This window comes from Microbacterium sp. 2FI (assembly GCF_005502885.1).
Taxonomy (GTDB): domain Bacteria; phylum Actinomycetota; class Actinomycetes; order Actinomycetales; family Microbacteriaceae; genus Microbacterium.
Map to the genome: position 1 here is coordinate 93,844 of NZ_SCMR01000001.1, position 15,651 is coordinate 109,494.

13 protein-coding genes are annotated in these 15,651 nt (G+C 71.4%); 6 read left to right on the top strand and 7 right to left on the bottom strand.

What is annotated here, in order from left to right; genetic code table 11:
- Positions 1 to 53: 53 nt before the first annotated feature.
- Genes FFS15_RS00430 through FFS15_RS00445 form a run of 4 tightly spaced genes read right to left on the bottom strand, consistent with a single transcriptional unit; the run spans position 54 to position 4,318 of the window.
- A complete protein-coding gene (locus FFS15_RS00430) occupies positions 54 to 611 on the bottom strand; it encodes a nucleoside phosphorylase (protein WP_137843037.1) in 558 nt (185 codons plus the stop codon).
- 52 nt (positions 612 to 663) lie between these two features.
- Positions 664 to 2,124, bottom strand: coding sequence for an NAD(P)/FAD-dependent oxidoreductase (locus FFS15_RS00435; protein ID WP_137843038.1), 1,461 nt, complete (start codon positions 2,122 to 2,124; stop codon positions 664 to 666).
- Between the two features lie 51 nt (positions 2,125 to 2,175).
- A complete protein-coding gene (locus FFS15_RS00440) occupies positions 2,176 to 2,832 on the bottom strand; it encodes a response regulator transcription factor (RefSeq protein WP_137843039.1) in 657 nt (218 codons plus the stop codon).
- Positions 2,833 to 2,842: 10 nt separating this feature from the next.
- Positions 2,843 to 4,318 (bottom strand): HAMP domain-containing sensor histidine kinase, encoded by a 1,476-nt coding sequence (locus FFS15_RS00445; RefSeq protein WP_171013024.1) that lies wholly within the window; start codon positions 4,316 to 4,318, stop codon positions 2,843 to 2,845.
- A 125-nt stretch (positions 4,319 to 4,443) separates the two neighbouring features.
- Here FFS15_RS00445 and FFS15_RS00450 point away from each other — a divergent pair, with 125 nt between their 5' ends.
- Positions 4,444 to 5,586 (top strand): phosphotransferase, encoded by a 1,143-nt coding sequence (locus FFS15_RS00450; RefSeq protein ID WP_137843041.1) that lies wholly within the window; start codon positions 4,444 to 4,446, stop codon positions 5,584 to 5,586.
- Positions 5,587 to 5,845: 259 nt separating this feature from the next.
- On the opposite strand, the gene FFS15_RS18525 is transcribed toward FFS15_RS00450, so the two are convergent.
- The gene (locus FFS15_RS18525) at positions 5,846 to 6,202 is read right to left on the bottom strand and encodes a hypothetical protein (protein WP_171013025.1); all 357 of its coding nucleotides are present in this window, start codon (positions 6,200 to 6,202) and stop codon (positions 5,846 to 5,848) included.
- A gap of 94 nt (positions 6,203 to 6,296) precedes the next feature.
- On the opposite strand from FFS15_RS18525, the gene FFS15_RS00460 reads away from it, so the two are divergent.
- Entirely contained in the window at positions 6,297 to 6,875 is a 579-nt protein-coding gene (locus FFS15_RS00460) for a hypothetical protein (RefSeq protein WP_137843042.1), read from the top strand.
- A gap of 7 nt (positions 6,876 to 6,882) precedes the next feature.
- Here FFS15_RS00460 and FFS15_RS00465 read toward each other — a convergent pair whose 3' ends face one another.
- Positions 6,883 to 8,940: an NAD(+) synthase gene (locus tag FFS15_RS00465; RefSeq protein ID WP_137843043.1), complete on the bottom strand. Its 2,058-nt coding sequence runs from the start codon at positions 8,938 to 8,940 to the stop codon at positions 6,883 to 6,885.
- A 93-nt stretch (positions 8,941 to 9,033) separates the two neighbouring features.
- Between FFS15_RS00465 and FFS15_RS00470 the strand changes: the two genes are divergently transcribed.
- The 4 genes from FFS15_RS00470 to FFS15_RS00485 all read left to right on the top strand — a co-directional run bounded on the left by FFS15_RS00470 (position 9,034) and on the right by FFS15_RS00485 (position 14,997).
- Positions 9,034 to 12,588 carry a bifunctional RecB family nuclease/DEAD/DEAH box helicase gene (locus FFS15_RS00470; protein ID WP_137843044.1) on the top strand — a complete coding sequence of 1,185 codons (3,555 nt, stop codon included), beginning with the start codon at positions 9,034 to 9,036 and terminating at the stop codon, positions 12,586 to 12,588.
- 85 nt (positions 12,589 to 12,673) lie between these two features.
- Positions 12,674 to 12,994: a DUF3467 domain-containing protein gene (locus FFS15_RS00475; RefSeq protein ID WP_137843045.1), complete on the top strand. Its 321-nt coding sequence runs from the start codon at positions 12,674 to 12,676 to the stop codon at positions 12,992 to 12,994.
- A 195-nt stretch (positions 12,995 to 13,189) separates the two neighbouring features.
- A complete protein-coding gene (locus tag FFS15_RS00480; protein WP_137843046.1) occupies positions 13,190 to 13,732 on the top strand; it encodes a hypothetical protein in 543 nt (180 codons plus the stop codon).
- The gene (locus tag FFS15_RS00485) at positions 13,729 to 14,997 is read left to right on the top strand and encodes a type III PLP-dependent enzyme (RefSeq protein WP_137843047.1); all 1,269 of its coding nucleotides are present in this window, start codon (positions 13,729 to 13,731) and stop codon (positions 14,995 to 14,997) included. Before FFS15_RS00480 ends, FFS15_RS00485 begins: the two co-directional genes overlap by 4 nt.
- Here the strand turns inward: FFS15_RS00485 and upp are convergent.
- Complete coding sequence (gene upp, locus FFS15_RS00490) at positions 14,982 to 15,614, bottom strand: uracil phosphoribosyltransferase (protein ID WP_137843048.1); 633 nt, start codon at positions 15,612 to 15,614, stop codon at positions 14,982 to 14,984. The two genes, FFS15_RS00485 and upp, sit on opposite strands and share 16 nt — an antisense overlap.
- Positions 15,615 to 15,651 lie beyond the last annotated feature (37 nt).

Genomic DNA, 15,651 nt, shown 5'->3' on the forward strand with positions numbered 1-15,651 from the left:
TCCACGCGGCATCCCGGGATGGGCTTCGTCCCGGGATGTTCGCGCGTGTGGGCTCAGACGCCGTAGTCGATGCGCACGCGATCGCGCAGCTGGTGGCTGCACGCCGTGACCGCGGTGCGCCAGTCGGTGATCGCGTCGTCCTGGGCGCGATCCGAGACGGCCTTGAGCACACGAATATGAACGCCGAACTGCTCGGCCACCCACGCGTAGGCGTAGGTCTCCATGTCGACGAGGCCGGCGCCGAGCGGGCGGATCACCCCGACCGCCTCCGAGTCGTCGACGAAGTGGTCGCCGGTCGCGATGGTGACGCCCTCGGGCCCGAAGTCGACACGGGTCGGCAGCGACACGTGCTGCCCGACGATCCCGTCGATGTCGGTGACGTCGTGCTGGATCGCCCCGCCGACGTCGTAGACGGTGCCGTCGAGGCGAGGATCGATCGCGCCTGCCGTGCCGACGACCACGATCTCGTCGTAGGTCGCGGCGTCGAGGGCGCGCGTGAGCGCGTAGGTCGCCTGGAGCTTGCCGGGGCCGGTGACGAGTCGGTCGAACCCGGGGAGTTCGGCGGGAAAGGCGACGAGTTCGGCCTCGAGGGCGGCGACGAGAAGCTTCACCGGCCCATTCTCGCAGTCGCCGCCTGAGAGGCCCCTCCGACGCCGTCCAGCGTCAGGCGAACAGGTCGGCGGGCGACACGCGCACCCCCGCGATGTCGCTCAGCGCCTGTCGCGCCGCGTACCAGCCCGGCATCCCGGTGACACCCGGGCCCGGGGGAGTGGAGGCCGAGGCGAGATACACGCCCCGCAGCGGTGTGCGCCACGGGGTCGTCGACACGACGGGTCGACGGAACGCCTGCTCGAACGTGAAGGCCCCGCCGAGGATGTCGCCGCCGATGTCGGACGGGTTGTAGGTCGCTCGGTCGGCAGCCGTCATCGCGCTCGTGGCGAGCACCCGTTCGCGAAAGCCCGGGGCGAAGCGCTCGAACTGGCTCAGCACCCGTTCCGTCGGGTCCAGCGCCGACCCCGACGGCACATGGATGTACGCCCACGCCACGTGCTTCCCGTCGGGGGCGCGCGTGGGGTCGAGGAGTGACGGCTGCACCGCGAGCACATACGGTCGGTCGGTGACCTCACCGCGGGCGACGGCGTTCTCGCTCGCCTCGACCTCGGCACGGGTGCCGCCCAGGTGAACGGTGGGTGCCCGCGCCACGTCCGGATTCGCCCAGGGGATCGGTCCGTCGAGGGCGATGTCGACCTTCGCCGCCCCGGCGCCGTAGCGGTACCGGCGGATCGCCCGTGCGTACCGCGACGGCAGATCGGGATGCGTCAGCAGCAGTCTCGGCGAGGTGTCGAGCAGCAGCAGGTCACCGGCATCCGCGTCTCCCCGATCGAGATCGGCGAGCGATCCCACCAGCCGCCCCGTCTCGACCTCGCCGCCGTGGGCGCGCAGGTCTTCGATGAGCGCGTCGGCGATGCGCGACGCGCCGCCGCGCGGGTACGCCCACCCGTCGGCGGTGTGTCCGTGCGCCGCGAGGAACAGCCCCGAGGCAGCGGCGCCCACCGACGGCAGGGCGGCATTCGCGTGCGCGAACGCCCCCGCGAGCAGCGCGTTCCCCGCTTCGGTCGCGAGCGTCGCGCGGCCCGCACGCGTGCCGAGCACCAGCGATCGGAGCCCGAATCGGGCGGTGACGACCGGATGCCGAGGCACGCGCAGCAGCTGCGACCCGGTGAAGTCGACCACGGCGTCGAGCCGGTGGCTCAGGACGCCGACGACGTCACGCCAGGCGCGCCCGTCACGGCCGAGTTCCTCGGCCGTGCGATCGAGGTCGCGCCACGCGACGGCCGCGCGGCCGCCGTCGAGCGGCTGCGCATACGACGCCTCGGGCACGATCCACTCGATGCGCTCGCGCAGCCCGAACGCGCGGAAGAACGGCGAGGTGAGCGCCGCCGGATGCACCGCCGAGCAGACGTCGTGGCGGAAGCCCGGCAGGGTCAGCTCAGCCGTGCGAACCCCGCCGCCCGGGGTGTCGGCCGCCTCGAGGACGCGCACGGCATAGCCCGCCCGGGCGAGTGCGACGGCGGCCGCGAGCCCGTTCGGCCCGCTCCCTACGATCGTCGCGCGCCGGGACATGGCGTCATCCTCCCACGGCGGCTACCGCGCCTCGCCACCGCGGTGCGGAGGTCACACCAGCCGGTAGCCGACGCCGCGCACCGTCTCGATGCGGTTCGAGCCGAGCTTCTGACGGAGGTAGCCGATGTACACGTCGGCGACGTTGGAACCGGGATCGAAGTCGTACCCCCACACGCGGCTGAGCAGCTGCTCGCGGCTGAGCACCTGGCCGGCGTTGCGGATGAGCTCTTCGGCGAGAGCGAACTCACGGGCGGACAGCTCGATCGCCACGCCCCCGACGTGCGCTCGGCGGGTGCGGATGTCGAGGACGATGTCGCCGTGACTCAGCTCCGAGCCCGCTGCGGCATCTTCGCGGCGCATGCGGACACGGATGCGGGCGACCAGCTCGTCGAAACGGAAGGGCTTGCCGAGGTAGTCGTCGGCGCCGCCCTCGAGGCCCGCGACGGTGTCGTGCAGCTCGACGCGTGCGGTCAGCATGATGACGGGCATGCGCGACCCCGAACCGCGGAGCGCCTCGAGCACGCCGAAGCCGTCCATCCCGGGCAGGTTCACGTCGAGTACGAGCAGGTCGAACTCGCCGCTGAGGGCGAGGTCGAGCGCCTGCGGCCCGGTGGTCGCGACCTGCGTCGCGAACCCCGCCGATCGCAGGCCCTTGTCGATGAATCCCGAGATGCGCGCCTCGTCATCTGCTATCAGGATCGATGCCACGTCGTCCTCCTCATTCCGGAACCCGTACTGCGTCGGTTGCGGGGAGTGGCGGCCGCGGGGGGATCACAAGCCCCGGGGCCACACGGATTCCCGAGCGCGCGAGCGGCAGCGACATCGTGAACAGGGCCCCGCCGCCGACGGCATCCGTCACCCGCACGGTGCCCCCGTGGGCGCGGGCGATCAGCTGCACGATGTTGAGCCCGAGCCCGCTGCCCGCCCTGCCCTCGGCATCCGCGCCCCGTTGGAATCGATCGAAGACCCGCGCCTTCGCGTCGTCGGGAACGCCGGGCCCGAAGTCTCGCACCGACAGCTGCAGCTCTTCGCCGGACACCCGCGCGGCGATCACCAGGTGCCCGCCGCCGTGGGTGACCGCATTCTGGGCGAGCTGGAGCATCGCCTGCGTGACGCGTGCGGGGTCGAGCGCCGTCACGACCTCGGCGACCTCGCCCGTCTCTACCGTCGCGCCGTCGATGCCCTGGGCCTTGCGCACGATCTGCGGCACGAGATCGGCTGTGTCGACCGGCACCCGCCGGATCGGCGAGGGGCCGTGGAGAGCGGCCGCCGACGCCAGATCCTGCACCAGCTGTCCCATGCGCTCGAGCTCGTCGACCGCCAGGTCGCGGGTCTCGCGCACGTCGCCGGCGTCGTCGGGGTCGACCACCTCGAGGTAGCCGCGGATGATCGTGATCGGCGTCTTCAGCTCGTGCCCGACGTCGCTGAGCAGGCGACGCTGCGAGTCGAGGGCTTCGTCCAGCCGGTCGAGCATGTCGTTCATCGTGACTGCGAGTTGCGAGACGTCGTCGCGCCCCTGGATCGGGAGGCGCTCCGAGACCGACTGCGCCGTCACCCGTTCCGCGGTTTCGCGCATCTGGCGAAGCGGTCGCAGGAGCCTCGTGGTCACGAGCGCGGCGGCGCCCGCGATGACGATCAGCGTGGCCGCAGATGCGATCGCCCACACCCGGGCAGCGACGTCGATCTCGGCAAGCTCGGCCTCGATGTCGTAGGCGATCGCGAAGATCGCCGTGGTCGCGTCGGGTGGTTCGATCGTGATCGGTGTCGCGAGATAGCGCCAGACGACGCCGTTCTCGGCATACGTGCCGATGACGGGCTCGCCGTCGTCGGTTTCGGCGACAGCTCGCGCGACGAAGTCCGGTGCCGTGAGCAGGTCGACATCCAGCGGAATGCCCGGAACGAGAGCCGCCTCGCCGTCGATGATGCCGACCGTCCCGGTGTTGTCATCGGGGGACGCGCGCTGCACGACGGCCGCGAGCGCCTGTGCGGAGCTTTCCCACGTGCCCGTCTCGTCGTCGCCCTGCGTCACGAGGTAGCTTGCGGACTCGAGGTTAGCGGCCAGCAGGTCATCGACCTGCCGCAGGATGCGGCCGCGCTCCTCGAGATAGACGACGAAACCGACGGCGAGCATCCCGAGCCCCGCGACGATCGTGATGACGGCGATGAGTCGCGTGCGCACCGAGAAGACCGGCATCCGCCAGCGTCTGCCCGAGTCCCCATGGCCGCCCACCTCCCCAGTATGGGTGCCCGCATCCCCGCACTCGGCGAGCATAAGGAAGGTCTCACCCCGCGGATGCCGTGTTCGTGCTGGGATGAAGGATGGATCTCGCCCCGCCCGAAGAGCTGCTCCTGCGCGAGGCGCTCGACCTCGACGCGTCGTCGTCCGTGGTGCTGCGGAGCCGTGAGCCGCTGGGCGAGGGATCGGTCGCCGGCTTCGACGTGACTGCGGCCGGTGAAGCCGCGATCACGTACTTCGTCGACACGTCGCACCGCGTCGTCGCGCGCGAGACCGGATTCGCGACCGGCACCCCCGACGAGCCGGGCGACCGCGTGTGGCTGCATCCGGCCGATCCGCATCTTCCCGCTCTGGCACCGGTGGCCTTCGGTCACGCCGCCGAGGCGCTCCTGAGGCGACTGGGTCTCGCGGCCCACGGCACGCCCGAGCTGGTCGCGTACCGGCCGGGTCGGCGGGCGGTGCTGCGGATGCCGACGGCGGGCCGGTCGGTGTGGATCAAGGTCGTCCCGCCCACGCGCGTCGGCCGGATCGTCGAGACGCATCGTGAGCTGGCGATCCAGGGCATCCCGGTGCCGGCCGTGCTCGGCTGGTCGGATGAGGGACTCCTCGTGCTCGATGCTGCCATCGGAACGCCGGCGCAGGACGCGGCGTGGGAACCCGGCGGCTTCGTCGACGAGGTCGACGGGCTGCGCGCACGATTCGCGGGGGTGCCGCTGAGGCGTGCGGCCCGCACCCACCTCGACCGACGCCTGAAATGGTACGTCGCACGGCTGCGCGTCGTGTTCTCCGATGACCGTCGCGCACTCGTCGACCGCATCGACCGCGCGGCGCACGCGGAATGGGGCGAGGCCGACACCGCGACGATCCACGGCGACCTGCATTTCGGCCAGCTCTTCCTCGACGAACGGATGCGGATCAGCGCCGTCATCGACGTCGATACCGCGGGTGCGGGGGCGGCCGTCGACGACGCGGCCGCGTTCGTCTCGCACGCGGTCGCCAGTGCCGTGCTCACTCCCGTGCCACGCGATGAGCGGGTGTGGGCCCTCGCGCGCTGCGCGCTGGAGCGATGGGATGCCGAGGCCGGCCTGCGCGCGCGCACGGCGACGCATCTGCTCGGGCACGCGCTCGCGGCGGTCGAGACCGGTCACCGCGAGCGCGCGGACCGGCTGCTGCGGGCGGCGGCATCCGTCGTCGATCGCGACCCGAGCGCGATCCACGCTCCATAAGAGCGATCTCATCGCATCCTTCAGCCGTCCTTACCCGGCGTCGGAATGCTGGAGTCACACGCCGGAGGCACCATCCCCCCGGATCCCCGGCGCTCAGCGAACAGGAGACGATCATGTGGAACAAGAAGAAGTGGATCACGTACGGCGTCGCCGGAGCCGTCGGGCTCACCGTCATCGGCGGGGCCGCAGCGGCGACCGCGGCGACCATGAGCCTGCAGGGCACCGACGGACGGGTCATCCCCGGCGGTCCCGTGGTCGGTCAGAACGGAAACGTGCTCGATCGGCCGGGTCTCACGCTTCGCGTCAGCGACACCTCGGCGTCGGTCATCTCATCGCCTTCGCCGACCCCGTCGCCGACGGCCTCGGCGCCTTCGGCACCCGCGGTGGCCTCGGCCGCCTCGGCGGCCTCGCCCACGGCGCCCGCCTCCCCGGCGTCGCCGATCTCGGCCGTGAGCGCGCCGTCGCCGGTTCCCCCGCCGGCGCCCGCCCCTGCGCCGGCTCCGGCGCCCGCGCCCGACTCGCCGGCCTCGGCGCCCTCCCCGGCGTCGCCGGCGTCGGTCGCATCGGCCGGCTCCGACTGAGTCGCACCGGGTGAGGCCGAGACGGCAGGGCGCATCCGCGTCCTGCCGTCTCGCCTGCGTGGCGCACTTCCCGAGCGTGCAGGGCTTCGACAAGATGAGAGGGCGCCCGTCGCGCGGAAAGAGGTTGACATGCAATCGGTGCTTCTCGACACCCCCTCCGGCATCACCGCCCGCCTCGGTTGGGAGCCGAAGCTGTCGGACCACGACCGCAAGCGCGCCCTCGCCCGCGAGATCGTGGCGGCGCGCCTCGGAGTCGAAGAGCGCGATGTGCGCGTCGAGCGTGAGGCGCCGGGCAGGTTCGGGTTCCACACCCAGCTCATCGCCGAGGTGAAGGGCGAAGAGGTGCCGCTCACGATCCGCAATGCGACCTTCCGCGCGGCGACCATCGTCGCGGTGTGCGACCCGGCGATCCCGATCGGCCTCGACCTCCGCGACGGGCAGCCCGACGAGGCGACGCTGCACCAGATGAAGCGCCACTCGCATCTGTTCGATGAAGATGATCTGCCGAAGCTCCTCGCGCACTGGACGCGGGTGCAGGCCATACGCGACGCGGACGGGCGCGGAGCGCGGGTCGCGGCAGACCACGTGCGCCTGGACGCCCCGCTGACGAGGGGGTGGATCCCCGACCGCCGCGTGTACTACCAGCTGGCGGATCTTTCGCGTGACAGCTGGATCATCACGCTCGCCTACGGAGCGCTGCCGGCCTGAACGGGACTCACTCCTCGACGAGTTCGGGGAGTGCGGCCTTCAGCTCGCCGATCCACACGGTCGCGTTGCCGTCGCTCGGAGCCCGCCAGTCGCCCCGCGGGGAGAGCGATCCGACCGGCGACACCTTGGGTCCGTTCGGGATCGCCGAGCGCTTGAACTGCGCGAAGCCGAAGTACCGCCGGAGGAACACCTGCAGCCACTTCGCGACCGTCGGCAGGTCGTAGGCATAGCGATCGGCCTCGGCGAAACCGGGCGGCCAGGCGCCGGCATCCTTGTCTCCCCACGCGTGCGCGGCGAGGAACGCGATCTTCGACGGCCGGAAGCCGTACCGCAGCACGTGGGCGAGCGCGAAGTCATGCAGCGCGTACGGGCCGATGCGGTCCTCGGTGGACTGCATGCGGCCGTCCTGGCTCATCGGCACGAGCTCGGGTGAGATCTCGGTGTCGAGCACCGACTGCAGCACCGCCGCCTCGCGGTCGTCCACGCCCTCGCGGTGCGAGATCACCCAGCGGATGAGGTGCTGGATCAGGGTCTTGGGCACCCCGGAGTTCACTGCGTAGTGGCTCATGTGATCGCCGACGCCGTACGTGGCCCAGCCGAGCGCGAGCTCGGACAGATCCGACGTGCCGATCACGATCCCGCCGTTCTGGTTCGCGAGGCGGAAGAGGAAATCGGTGCGGATGCCGGCCTGCACGTTCTCGAACGTGACGTCGTACACGGGCTCACCGTCGGCGAAGGCGTGCCCGATCTTCTCGAGGATCTCGGTCGCAGCGGGGCGGATGTCGATCGTCTCGATCGACGCGCCGACGGATTCGGCGAGGGCGATCGCGTTCGATTTCGTGTGGTCGCTCGTGGCGAACCCCGGCATCGTGTACGCCAGGATGTCACTGCGCGGGCGCCCCATGCGGTCCATCGCGCGGGCGACCACCAGCAGCGCGTGGGTCGAGTCGAGTCCGCCGCTGACCCCGATGACCGGCTTCGGGCCGCCGATCGCACGCAGGCGCTGCACGAGCCCCGAGACCTGGATGTTGAAGGCCTCATAGCAGTCCTGCGCCAGGCGCTCGGGGTCATCGGGCACGAACGGGAAGCGGTCGAGCGGGCGGCGCAGGCCGATGTCGGCGACCGGCGGGTCGAGGAAGAGCTCGACGGTGAGGAACGGATGATCGCCGAGGGCCGCGCGATTGTCGTCGAAGGTGCCCTGGCGAATGCGGTCCTGTCGCAGCCGGTCGAGATCGACGTCGGCGACCGATCGGCGTGGGCCGTCGGGGAAGCGTTCGGTCTCGGCCAGCAGCGCGCCGCCCTCGTAGATCATGGTCTGGCCGTCCCACGACACGTCGTTGGTCGACTCGCCAGCCGCCGCGGCGGCATAGGCGTAGGCGGCGAGGCACCGCAGCGACTGCGACTGGCACAGGGTCTTGCGGTCGTCGGCCCGCGCGATCGTGATCGGGCTGCCCGAGAGGTTGACGAGCACCGTCGCACCGGCCAGCGCCGCGAACGACGACGGCGGCACCGGCACCCACACGTCTTCGCACACCTCGGCGTGCAGCACGAGCCCCGGCACGTCGCGCACGTCGAAGAGCAGGTTCGTGCCGAACACGGTCTCGAACTCGCCGATGCGGATGCCTTCGCCCGACCACGGCTCGCCCGCCGCGTACCAGCGGCGCTCGTAGAACTCGCGGTAGGTCGGCAGGTACGACTTCGGGGCGACGCCGACGATCTCGCCCCGATGGATCACGACCGCGCAGTTGTAGAGGCGGTTGCGATGGCGCAGCGGGGCGCCGACGACGAGGACGGGGAAGAGATCGGCGGATGCCGCGGCCAGCCGCTCGAGGGCCGCCTCGACCGCGTCGAGGACGGCATCCTGCATCACCAAGTCGTCGATCGCGTAGCCGGTGAGGCACAGCTCGGGGAAGACGGCGACCGCGACCGACTCGTCGTGGCACGCGCGCGCCGCCTCGAGGACGGCGTCGGCGTTGGCGGCCGGGTCGGCGATCGCGACGGGGATCGTGCAGGCGGCGATGCGCGCGAAGCCGTGCCGGTAGGCGCTCTCGAAAGGGAGGCTCATGCCCCCAGTCTGGCAGGACACCGCACGCGGCGGCGGGAGCAGGGCGCAGGCGGTGTCGGCGCCCGCGGCTATGGTCGTGGGGGAAGGGGAGGCATGCGGTACATCGAGGACGAAGGCCGGATCGTCTGGAGCGCGAGCGACCTGAAGGCGGCCGCCGAGTGCGAGTTCGCGTGGCTGCGCGCGGTCGATGCTCGTCTGGGGCGGGTGCCGGCGGTGGTCGAGCCCGAAGACCTCACGCTCGAGCGCGCCGGGAGGCTCGGCTACGCGCACGAAGAGCGCGTGCTCGCCGCGTACGTCGAGCGGTTCGGCGACGGCGTCGTTGTCATCCCCGAGACACGATCGTCGGATGCCGAGGCCCTCGCCGCAGCGGTCGCGCAGACCTGCGCGGCGCTGGATTCCGAGGCGGAGGTCGTCTATCAGGCGGCCTTCGCGACGCACGACTTCGTGGGGTTCGCCGACTTCCTCGTGCGCGACGAGGCGGGCCGCTGGGTCGTGCAGGACACGAAGCTGGCTCGACGCGCGCGGGTCACCGCGCTCATGCAGCTCGCCGCGTACGTCGATCAGCTCGACCGGCTCGGCGTGGCGCGGTCAGACCGCGTCGAGCTGCTGCTCGGCGACGGCAGCGTCAGCGTGCACGAGGTCGACGACCTCATGCCCGTCTTCCGCCTGCGGCGCGAGCGTCTCGCCGCACTCGTGGCCGACCGGCGGCTGGAGCTCGGCACGGCAGGCGAGCCGATCGCTTGGGGCGACGATCGGGGCGAGCTCGGGATCGCCGCCTGCGGGCGCTGCGCGACCTGCGACGCCGAGGTGGTGGCTTCGCGCGACCTGCTGCTGGTGGCAGGCATGCGCCCGGTGCAGCGACAGCGACTGCGCGCCGCGGGCATCCAGACGATCGACGACCTCGCGGCGACCGCACTCGGCCCCGCCGGCATGAACCCCGACACCTTCGGAGGACTGCGCACGCAGGCGCGGCTGCAGCTCGAGAGTCCCGCCGGCACGCCGCCGCTCATCGCTCCCGCGCACGAATCCGGCGACGCGCACTCCGCGCCTGCGGTGCCGATCTATGAGGTCGTCGCGCCGAAGGCGCTCGCGGGTCTTCCGCGCCCGGATCACGGCGACATCTTCTTCGACTTCGAGGGGGACCCGCTCTACACCGAGGCGCCCACATCCGCGGCGCCGGGCGCCGTGCAGTGGGGGATCGACTACCTGTTCGGGTGGGTCGACGAGCGTGAGCAGTACACGGCGCTCTGGGCGCACTCCTTCGCCGACGAGAAGATCGCGCTCGAGACGTTCCTCGACATCGTGAACCTGCGTCGCCTGCAGCACCCCGACATGCACATCTACCACTACGCGCCGTACGAGCCGACGCATCTGCTCACGATGGCCGCGCGCCACGGCGTGCGCGAGGCCGACGTCGACCGGCTGCTGCGCGACGGCGTCTTCGTCGATCTCTACCCTGTCGTGCGGCGCGCGGTGCGCGTCGGCTCCCGGTCGTACTCGATCAAGAAGCTCGAGCCGCTGTACATGCGTGCCGAGGTGCGCACGAGTGACGTGCAGAAGGGCGACGACTCGATCGTCCGCTACGTCGAGGCGCGCGCGCTCGCCGCCGACGGTGACGAGGCCGCGGGTCAGCAGGTGCTCGACGACCTGGCCGACTACAACCGCTACGACTGCGTCTCGACGCGGCGTCTGCGCGACTGGCTCGTCGACCGTGCGCGCGAATCGGGACTCCGGCCGTCGCCGAATCCCGAGCCCGATGAGACGGCGTACGAGCCGTCGGTGCGGGCCCACGCGCTCGGAGCGCTGGCGCTCCGGCATCCGTCCGACTCGCGCGAAGCGCAGACGCTCCGCCTCGGCGCCGCGGCGATCGACTACTACCCCCGCGAGGTGAAATCGTTCTGGGCGACGCACTTCCTGCGGCTGCGCGAACCCGTGTCGCTGTGGGAAGAGACCCGCGACGTCGTCGCGATCGACTCCGCGCGGTGCCGCGTCGTCGAGGAATGGCACTTCCTCGAGAGCGGCCGCGGCGGCCAGCGCCGCACGGTGGAGCTGCGGGGCGAACTCGCCCCCGGAACGCGGCTCAGCGAGGGATCCGGACCTTTCGCCCTGTACGAGCTGCCCGCGCCGTATCCGTTCGAGCCGAAGCCGCGGTGGATCCACTCCGCCCGCTCGGTGAAGGTGATCGAGGTGCTCGACGACGGAGCGATCGTCGAAGAGACCGCCGTCGACGGTTTCACCTGGTCGGAGTACCCCGTCGCGCTCACGCCGCCCTCGCCCCCAGGTGCGGGCAACCAGCAGGCGGCGATCGACGCGTGGGCGGATGCCGTCATCTCGGTGTCTCCGGACCTGCCGAACGATCCGGCCACCGACATCCTCCATCGACGGCCGCCGCGCACTGTGGCCTCGTCCGGGCTGCCGCGCTCGACGGGCGACGCGATCGACGCGATCGTTCGGGCCGTGCAGGTGCTCGACCACAGCTATCTCGCCGTGCAGGGCCCGCCGGGCACCGGCAAGACCTACGTCGGCTCGCACGTGATCGCGCGCCTCGTCGCCGAGCGCGGCTATCGGGTGGGCGTCGTGGCCCAGTCGCACGCTGTCGTCGAGCACATGCTCGAGCGCGTCATCGCGGCGGGCGTGCCTGCGGCGAGTGTCGCCAAGGCCCAGAAAGACGGGTCCGACCCCGCGTCCGTCGGGTTCACCGTCATCCCCAAGAACGGCGTGCCCGCGTTCGTGGCCGAGCACCCCGAAGGCTTCGTCGTCGGCGGCACCGCGTGGGACTTCAGCCACGAAGGGCGCATCCCGCGGGGGAGTCTCGACCTGCTCGTGATCGACGAGGCCGGGCAGTTCTCGCTCGCCTCCACGATCGCGGTGTCGCTCGCAGCGTCCCGCCTGCTGCTTCTCGGCGACCCGCAGCAGCTGCCGCAGGTGAGCCAGGGCACGCATCCCGAGCCCGTCGACACCTCGGCGCTCGGCTGGGTGATGGACGACGCCGACGTGATCCCGTCCGACTTCGGCTACTTCCTCGGGCAGACGTGGCGCATGCACCCCGACGTCGCCGAGACCGTCTCGACGCTGTCGTACCGCGGCGAGCTCGCGGCGCACCCGTCGACGGCGCTGCGGAGGATCGAGGGCGTGCCGTCGGGCGTTCATCCGGTACCGGTGCGCCATCGCGGCAACACGACCCAGTCGCTCGAAGAGGCAGGCGTCGTGGTCCGGATCGTCGGCGATGTGATCGGCCGAGCCTGGACCGACGTGCGCACCGACGACGACGGAACCATCGAACCCCTGTCCGAGCGACCCCTCGTGCCGGCAGACCTCATCGTCGTCACGCCGTACAACGCACAGCAGGTCGCCGTCGAAGAGGCTCTCGCCGCCGCCGGCTTCGGCGCTGTGCGCGTCGGCACGGTCGACAAGTTCCAGGGGCAGGAGGCTGCCGTCGCGATCGTCTCACTCGCGGCCTCCTCGGGACGTGACGCTCCTCGCGGGCTCGAGTTCCTGCTGCTGCGCAACCGGCTCAACGTCGCGATCTCGCGCGCGAAGCACACCGCCTACCTCGTGCACTCGCCGGCGCTCCTCGACGACCTGCCGTACACCCCCGAGGGCGTCGCACGGTTGAGCGGGTTCGCGCGGCTGGTCGGCCGCGGCTGACCGCGTGCGACTCCGCACGCAACCCCCCCCGCGTAGACTCGCGCTCGAGCGCCCGACGGCGGTGCTCAGCGGCGAGGAGGCGGCCATGGCAGACGAGGCACCGCGGCAGTTCGAGATCGATCTGCCCCCCGAGCTCATCGGCGGCGCGTACGCCGACTTCGCCAATGTGTGGCACACGCCGACCGTCTTCGTCATGGACTTCCTGACCCTCGCGCAGCCGCCGCGCGACCAGGTCGACCCCGAGACCGGCGAGCACCACACGATCGTGCCGGCACGTGTCGTCGGCCGTATCCGCATACCGCCCGAGCAGGTGTTCGAGCTCGCCAAGGCTCTCACCCAGCAGCTGGAGTTCTGGGAGCAGGAGACCGGCCGGCGCAAGCCCGCGGGTCCTGTCCTCGACGACTGACGCCTCTCCCGTAGACGCGTCGCTGAGCGGTGTCAACCCCATTGGGGTCGATCGGGCGCACGCATAGCCTGTGAGGGCGCCTCACGGCGCGGGCGCGGCATCCGTTCGGCGAGGGGCGGATGCCGCGCCGTCGTTCGCGGCGCCGGAAGGTATCAGCGGCGAGGCGGTGCGCTCTCTCACGGGGAAGGGAGCGTCATGAGCACCATTGAGCACGGGATCCGAGTCGGCATCCCCGCACCGCAGGCACCGACCGAGGCGCCATCGACCGAGAAGCAGCGTCGCGGGATCGTCTTCTGGATCGTCCGCTACCTTCCCGCCGAGATCGTCGGCACGGCCGCCATGGTCATCGCCGGCATCGCCGTGACGGCCTGGACCGATAATGCCGCGCTCATCGCGGTCGCCGCCCTCCTCGGCGAAATCGTCGGGTTCTATGTCGTCCTTTCGATCACGATCTACGCCGAGCAGGCGCACGTCGCTGCGAGCTGGCGCGCGGCGGTCGGCCGCACGGCGATGCTGCTGATCGCCGAATTCGGTGTCGCCGAACTGCTGGACACCCTTCTGATCCGACCCCTCGCCCTCATGCTGGGCGTCTGGCTGCTCGGCGACCCGATGTGGGGACTGCTGGCCGGCAAGGTCGTCGCCGACGTCATCTTCTACGCCGTCGCCGCCGGCGCGTTCACCGTCACCGCCCGCACCGGAATCCGGGGCGCGCGCCGCGCGGCGGAGCGTGCGGCATGAGCGCCGCAGCGCGGGGCCGACGAGCGACGCGATCGCTGCGCGAGACCCGCGGTGCCGAGGCGTCCGCCCTGCTGTCGTCCGACGCCGCTCGTGCGGCGATCGCGCTGCACGGCACCCCGGTGCTGCTGCTGGATCCCGACCGCGTGCGTCGTCAATACCGGCGCCTCCGCAACGCGCTGCCGTTCGTCCGCTTCCACTACGCGGTCAAGGCGCTCTCACACGACGCCGTGATCGGCGCGCTCGCCGCGGCGGGCTGCGGGTTCGATGTCGCGACGAGCGAGGAACTGCAGCTGGTGGCCGCCCACGGCGTCGACGCGCCCCGGGTCATCCACACCCACCCGATCAAGAAGCCGCGCGAGATCGCCGAGGCCATCGATGCCGGGGTGCGCACGTTCGTCGTCGACAACGAGACCGAGCTCGCGAAGTTCGAGGGCACGCCGGACGACGTCCGCATCCTCGTACGCCTCGCGTACCGGAGCCCGCACGCCAAGAGCGATCTGTCGAGCAAGTTCGGCGTCGGCGCGTTCGAGGCCGAGCACCTGGTCGAGCGCGCGCTCGCGCTCGGCATCGAGGTGGGCGGCTTCAGCTTCCATGTCGGCAGCCAGCTCGACGATCCCGAACGGTTCGTCCAGGCCGTGAGCGAGACGCTCGCGCTCATGTCGGCGCTCGAGAAGCGGTGGGGCATCCGCTTCTCAACGCTCGACATCGGCGGCGGCTTCCCGACGGCTTACGACGCTCCGGTGGCCTCCGTCGAAGAGGTCGGCGCGCGACTGCGCGCGGTCCTCGAGCCGTACGCCGAGCGCTACGACATCATCGCGGAGCCCGGCCGGGTGATGGTCGCCGAGGCGATGATGCTCGTCACGAGCGTCGCCGGCATCGCCGAGCGCGCCGACGGCCGTTGGTACTACCTCGACGACGGTCTCTACGGGGCGTACTCGAACGTCCTCACCGAGGACGTTCACCCGATGATCTTCGCCGAGCGCGAGCTGCAAGGTCGGGCGACGGATGCTGCGCCCCACCGGTGGGCGACGCTCGGGGGTCCGACGTGCGACTCGTCCGACGTGATCGCGCGCGAGGTGATGCTGCCCGACCTGCAGGTCGGCGATCTGCTGGTGAGCCCGGTGATGGGCGCCTACACGACCGTGACGGCGACGCGCTTCAACGGCCGCCCGTTCACGCCGGTCGCCGTGGTCGGGAGAGGCCCGGCGACCGGGGAGGTCACCGCGATCACAGAGCCCGTGCGAGTGGGTCAGACCGTGCCGTAGAGCCGATCGCCGGCGTCGCCGAGACCGGGCACGATGTAGCCCTTCTCGTTGAGCCGCTCGTCGAGCGCGCCGAGGACGAGGGTCACGTCGCGCCCTGCGACCTGCTTCTCGATCGCGGCGACGCCCTCGGGTGCGCCGAGGATGCAGATGGCCGTCACATCCTGCGCGCCGCGGGCGAACAGGAAGTCGATCGCCGCGCCGAGCGACCCGCCGGTGGCGAGCATCGGGTCGAGGACGAAGCACTGGCGATCGCTGAGGTCGTCGGGAAGGCGCTCCGCATACGTCGTCGGCTCGAGTGTCTCTTCGTTGCGGGCCATGCCGAGGAATCCGACCTCGGCCGTCGGCAGGAGCTTCACCATGCCCTCGAGCATGCCGAGGCCCGCGCGCAGGATCGGCACCACGAGCGGACGCGGCTCGCTGATCTTGACGCCCATGGTCGTCGTGACCGGGGTCTGGATCTCGATCGGCTCGACGCGGACGTTCCGCGTCGCCTCGTACGCGAGCAGCGTCACGAGCTCTTCGGTGAGCTGTCGGAACACCGGCGACGGGGTGCGCTGGTCGCGCAGCACCGTGAGCTTGTGGGTGATGAGGGGATGATCGGCGACGTGCAGGCGCATGAGCCCAGGCTAGTCGCGTCGTAGTCTCGTCGTGTGA

Coding starts and splice junctions, on each gene's coding strand:
- FFS15_RS00470 (WP_137843044.1), top strand. CDS start 9,034: ATGCGGTACATCGAGGACGAAGGCCGGATCGTCTGGAGCGCGAGCGAC.
- FFS15_RS00465 (WP_137843043.1), bottom strand. CDS start 8,940: ATGAGCCTCCCTTTCGAGAGCGCCTACCGGCACGGCTTCGCGCGCATC.
- FFS15_RS00475 (WP_137843045.1), top strand. CDS start 12,674: ATGGCAGACGAGGCACCGCGGCAGTTCGAGATCGATCTGCCCCCCGAG.
- FFS15_RS00435 (WP_137843038.1), bottom strand. CDS start 2,124: ATGTCCCGGCGCGCGACGATCGTAGGGAGCGGGCCGAACGGGCTCGCG.
- FFS15_RS00445 (WP_171013024.1), bottom strand. CDS start 4,318: ATGCCGGTCTTCTCGGTGCGCACGCGACTCATCGCCGTCATCACGATC.
- FFS15_RS00480 (WP_137843046.1), top strand. CDS start 13,190: ATGAGCACCATTGAGCACGGGATCCGAGTCGGCATCCCCGCACCGCAG.
- FFS15_RS00450 (WP_137843041.1), top strand. CDS start 4,444: ATGGATCTCGCCCCGCCCGAAGAGCTGCTCCTGCGCGAGGCGCTCGAC.
- FFS15_RS00460 (WP_137843042.1), top strand. CDS start 6,297: ATGCAATCGGTGCTTCTCGACACCCCCTCCGGCATCACCGCCCGCCTC.
- upp (WP_137843048.1), bottom strand. CDS start 15,614: ATGCGCCTGCACGTCGCCGATCATCCCCTCATCACCCACAAGCTCACG.
- FFS15_RS18525 (WP_171013025.1), bottom strand. CDS start 6,202: ATGCGCCCTGCCGTCTCGGCCTCACCCGGTGCGACTCAGTCGGAGCCG.
- FFS15_RS00485 (WP_137843047.1), top strand. CDS start 13,729: ATGAGCGCCGCAGCGCGGGGCCGACGAGCGACGCGATCGCTGCGCGAG.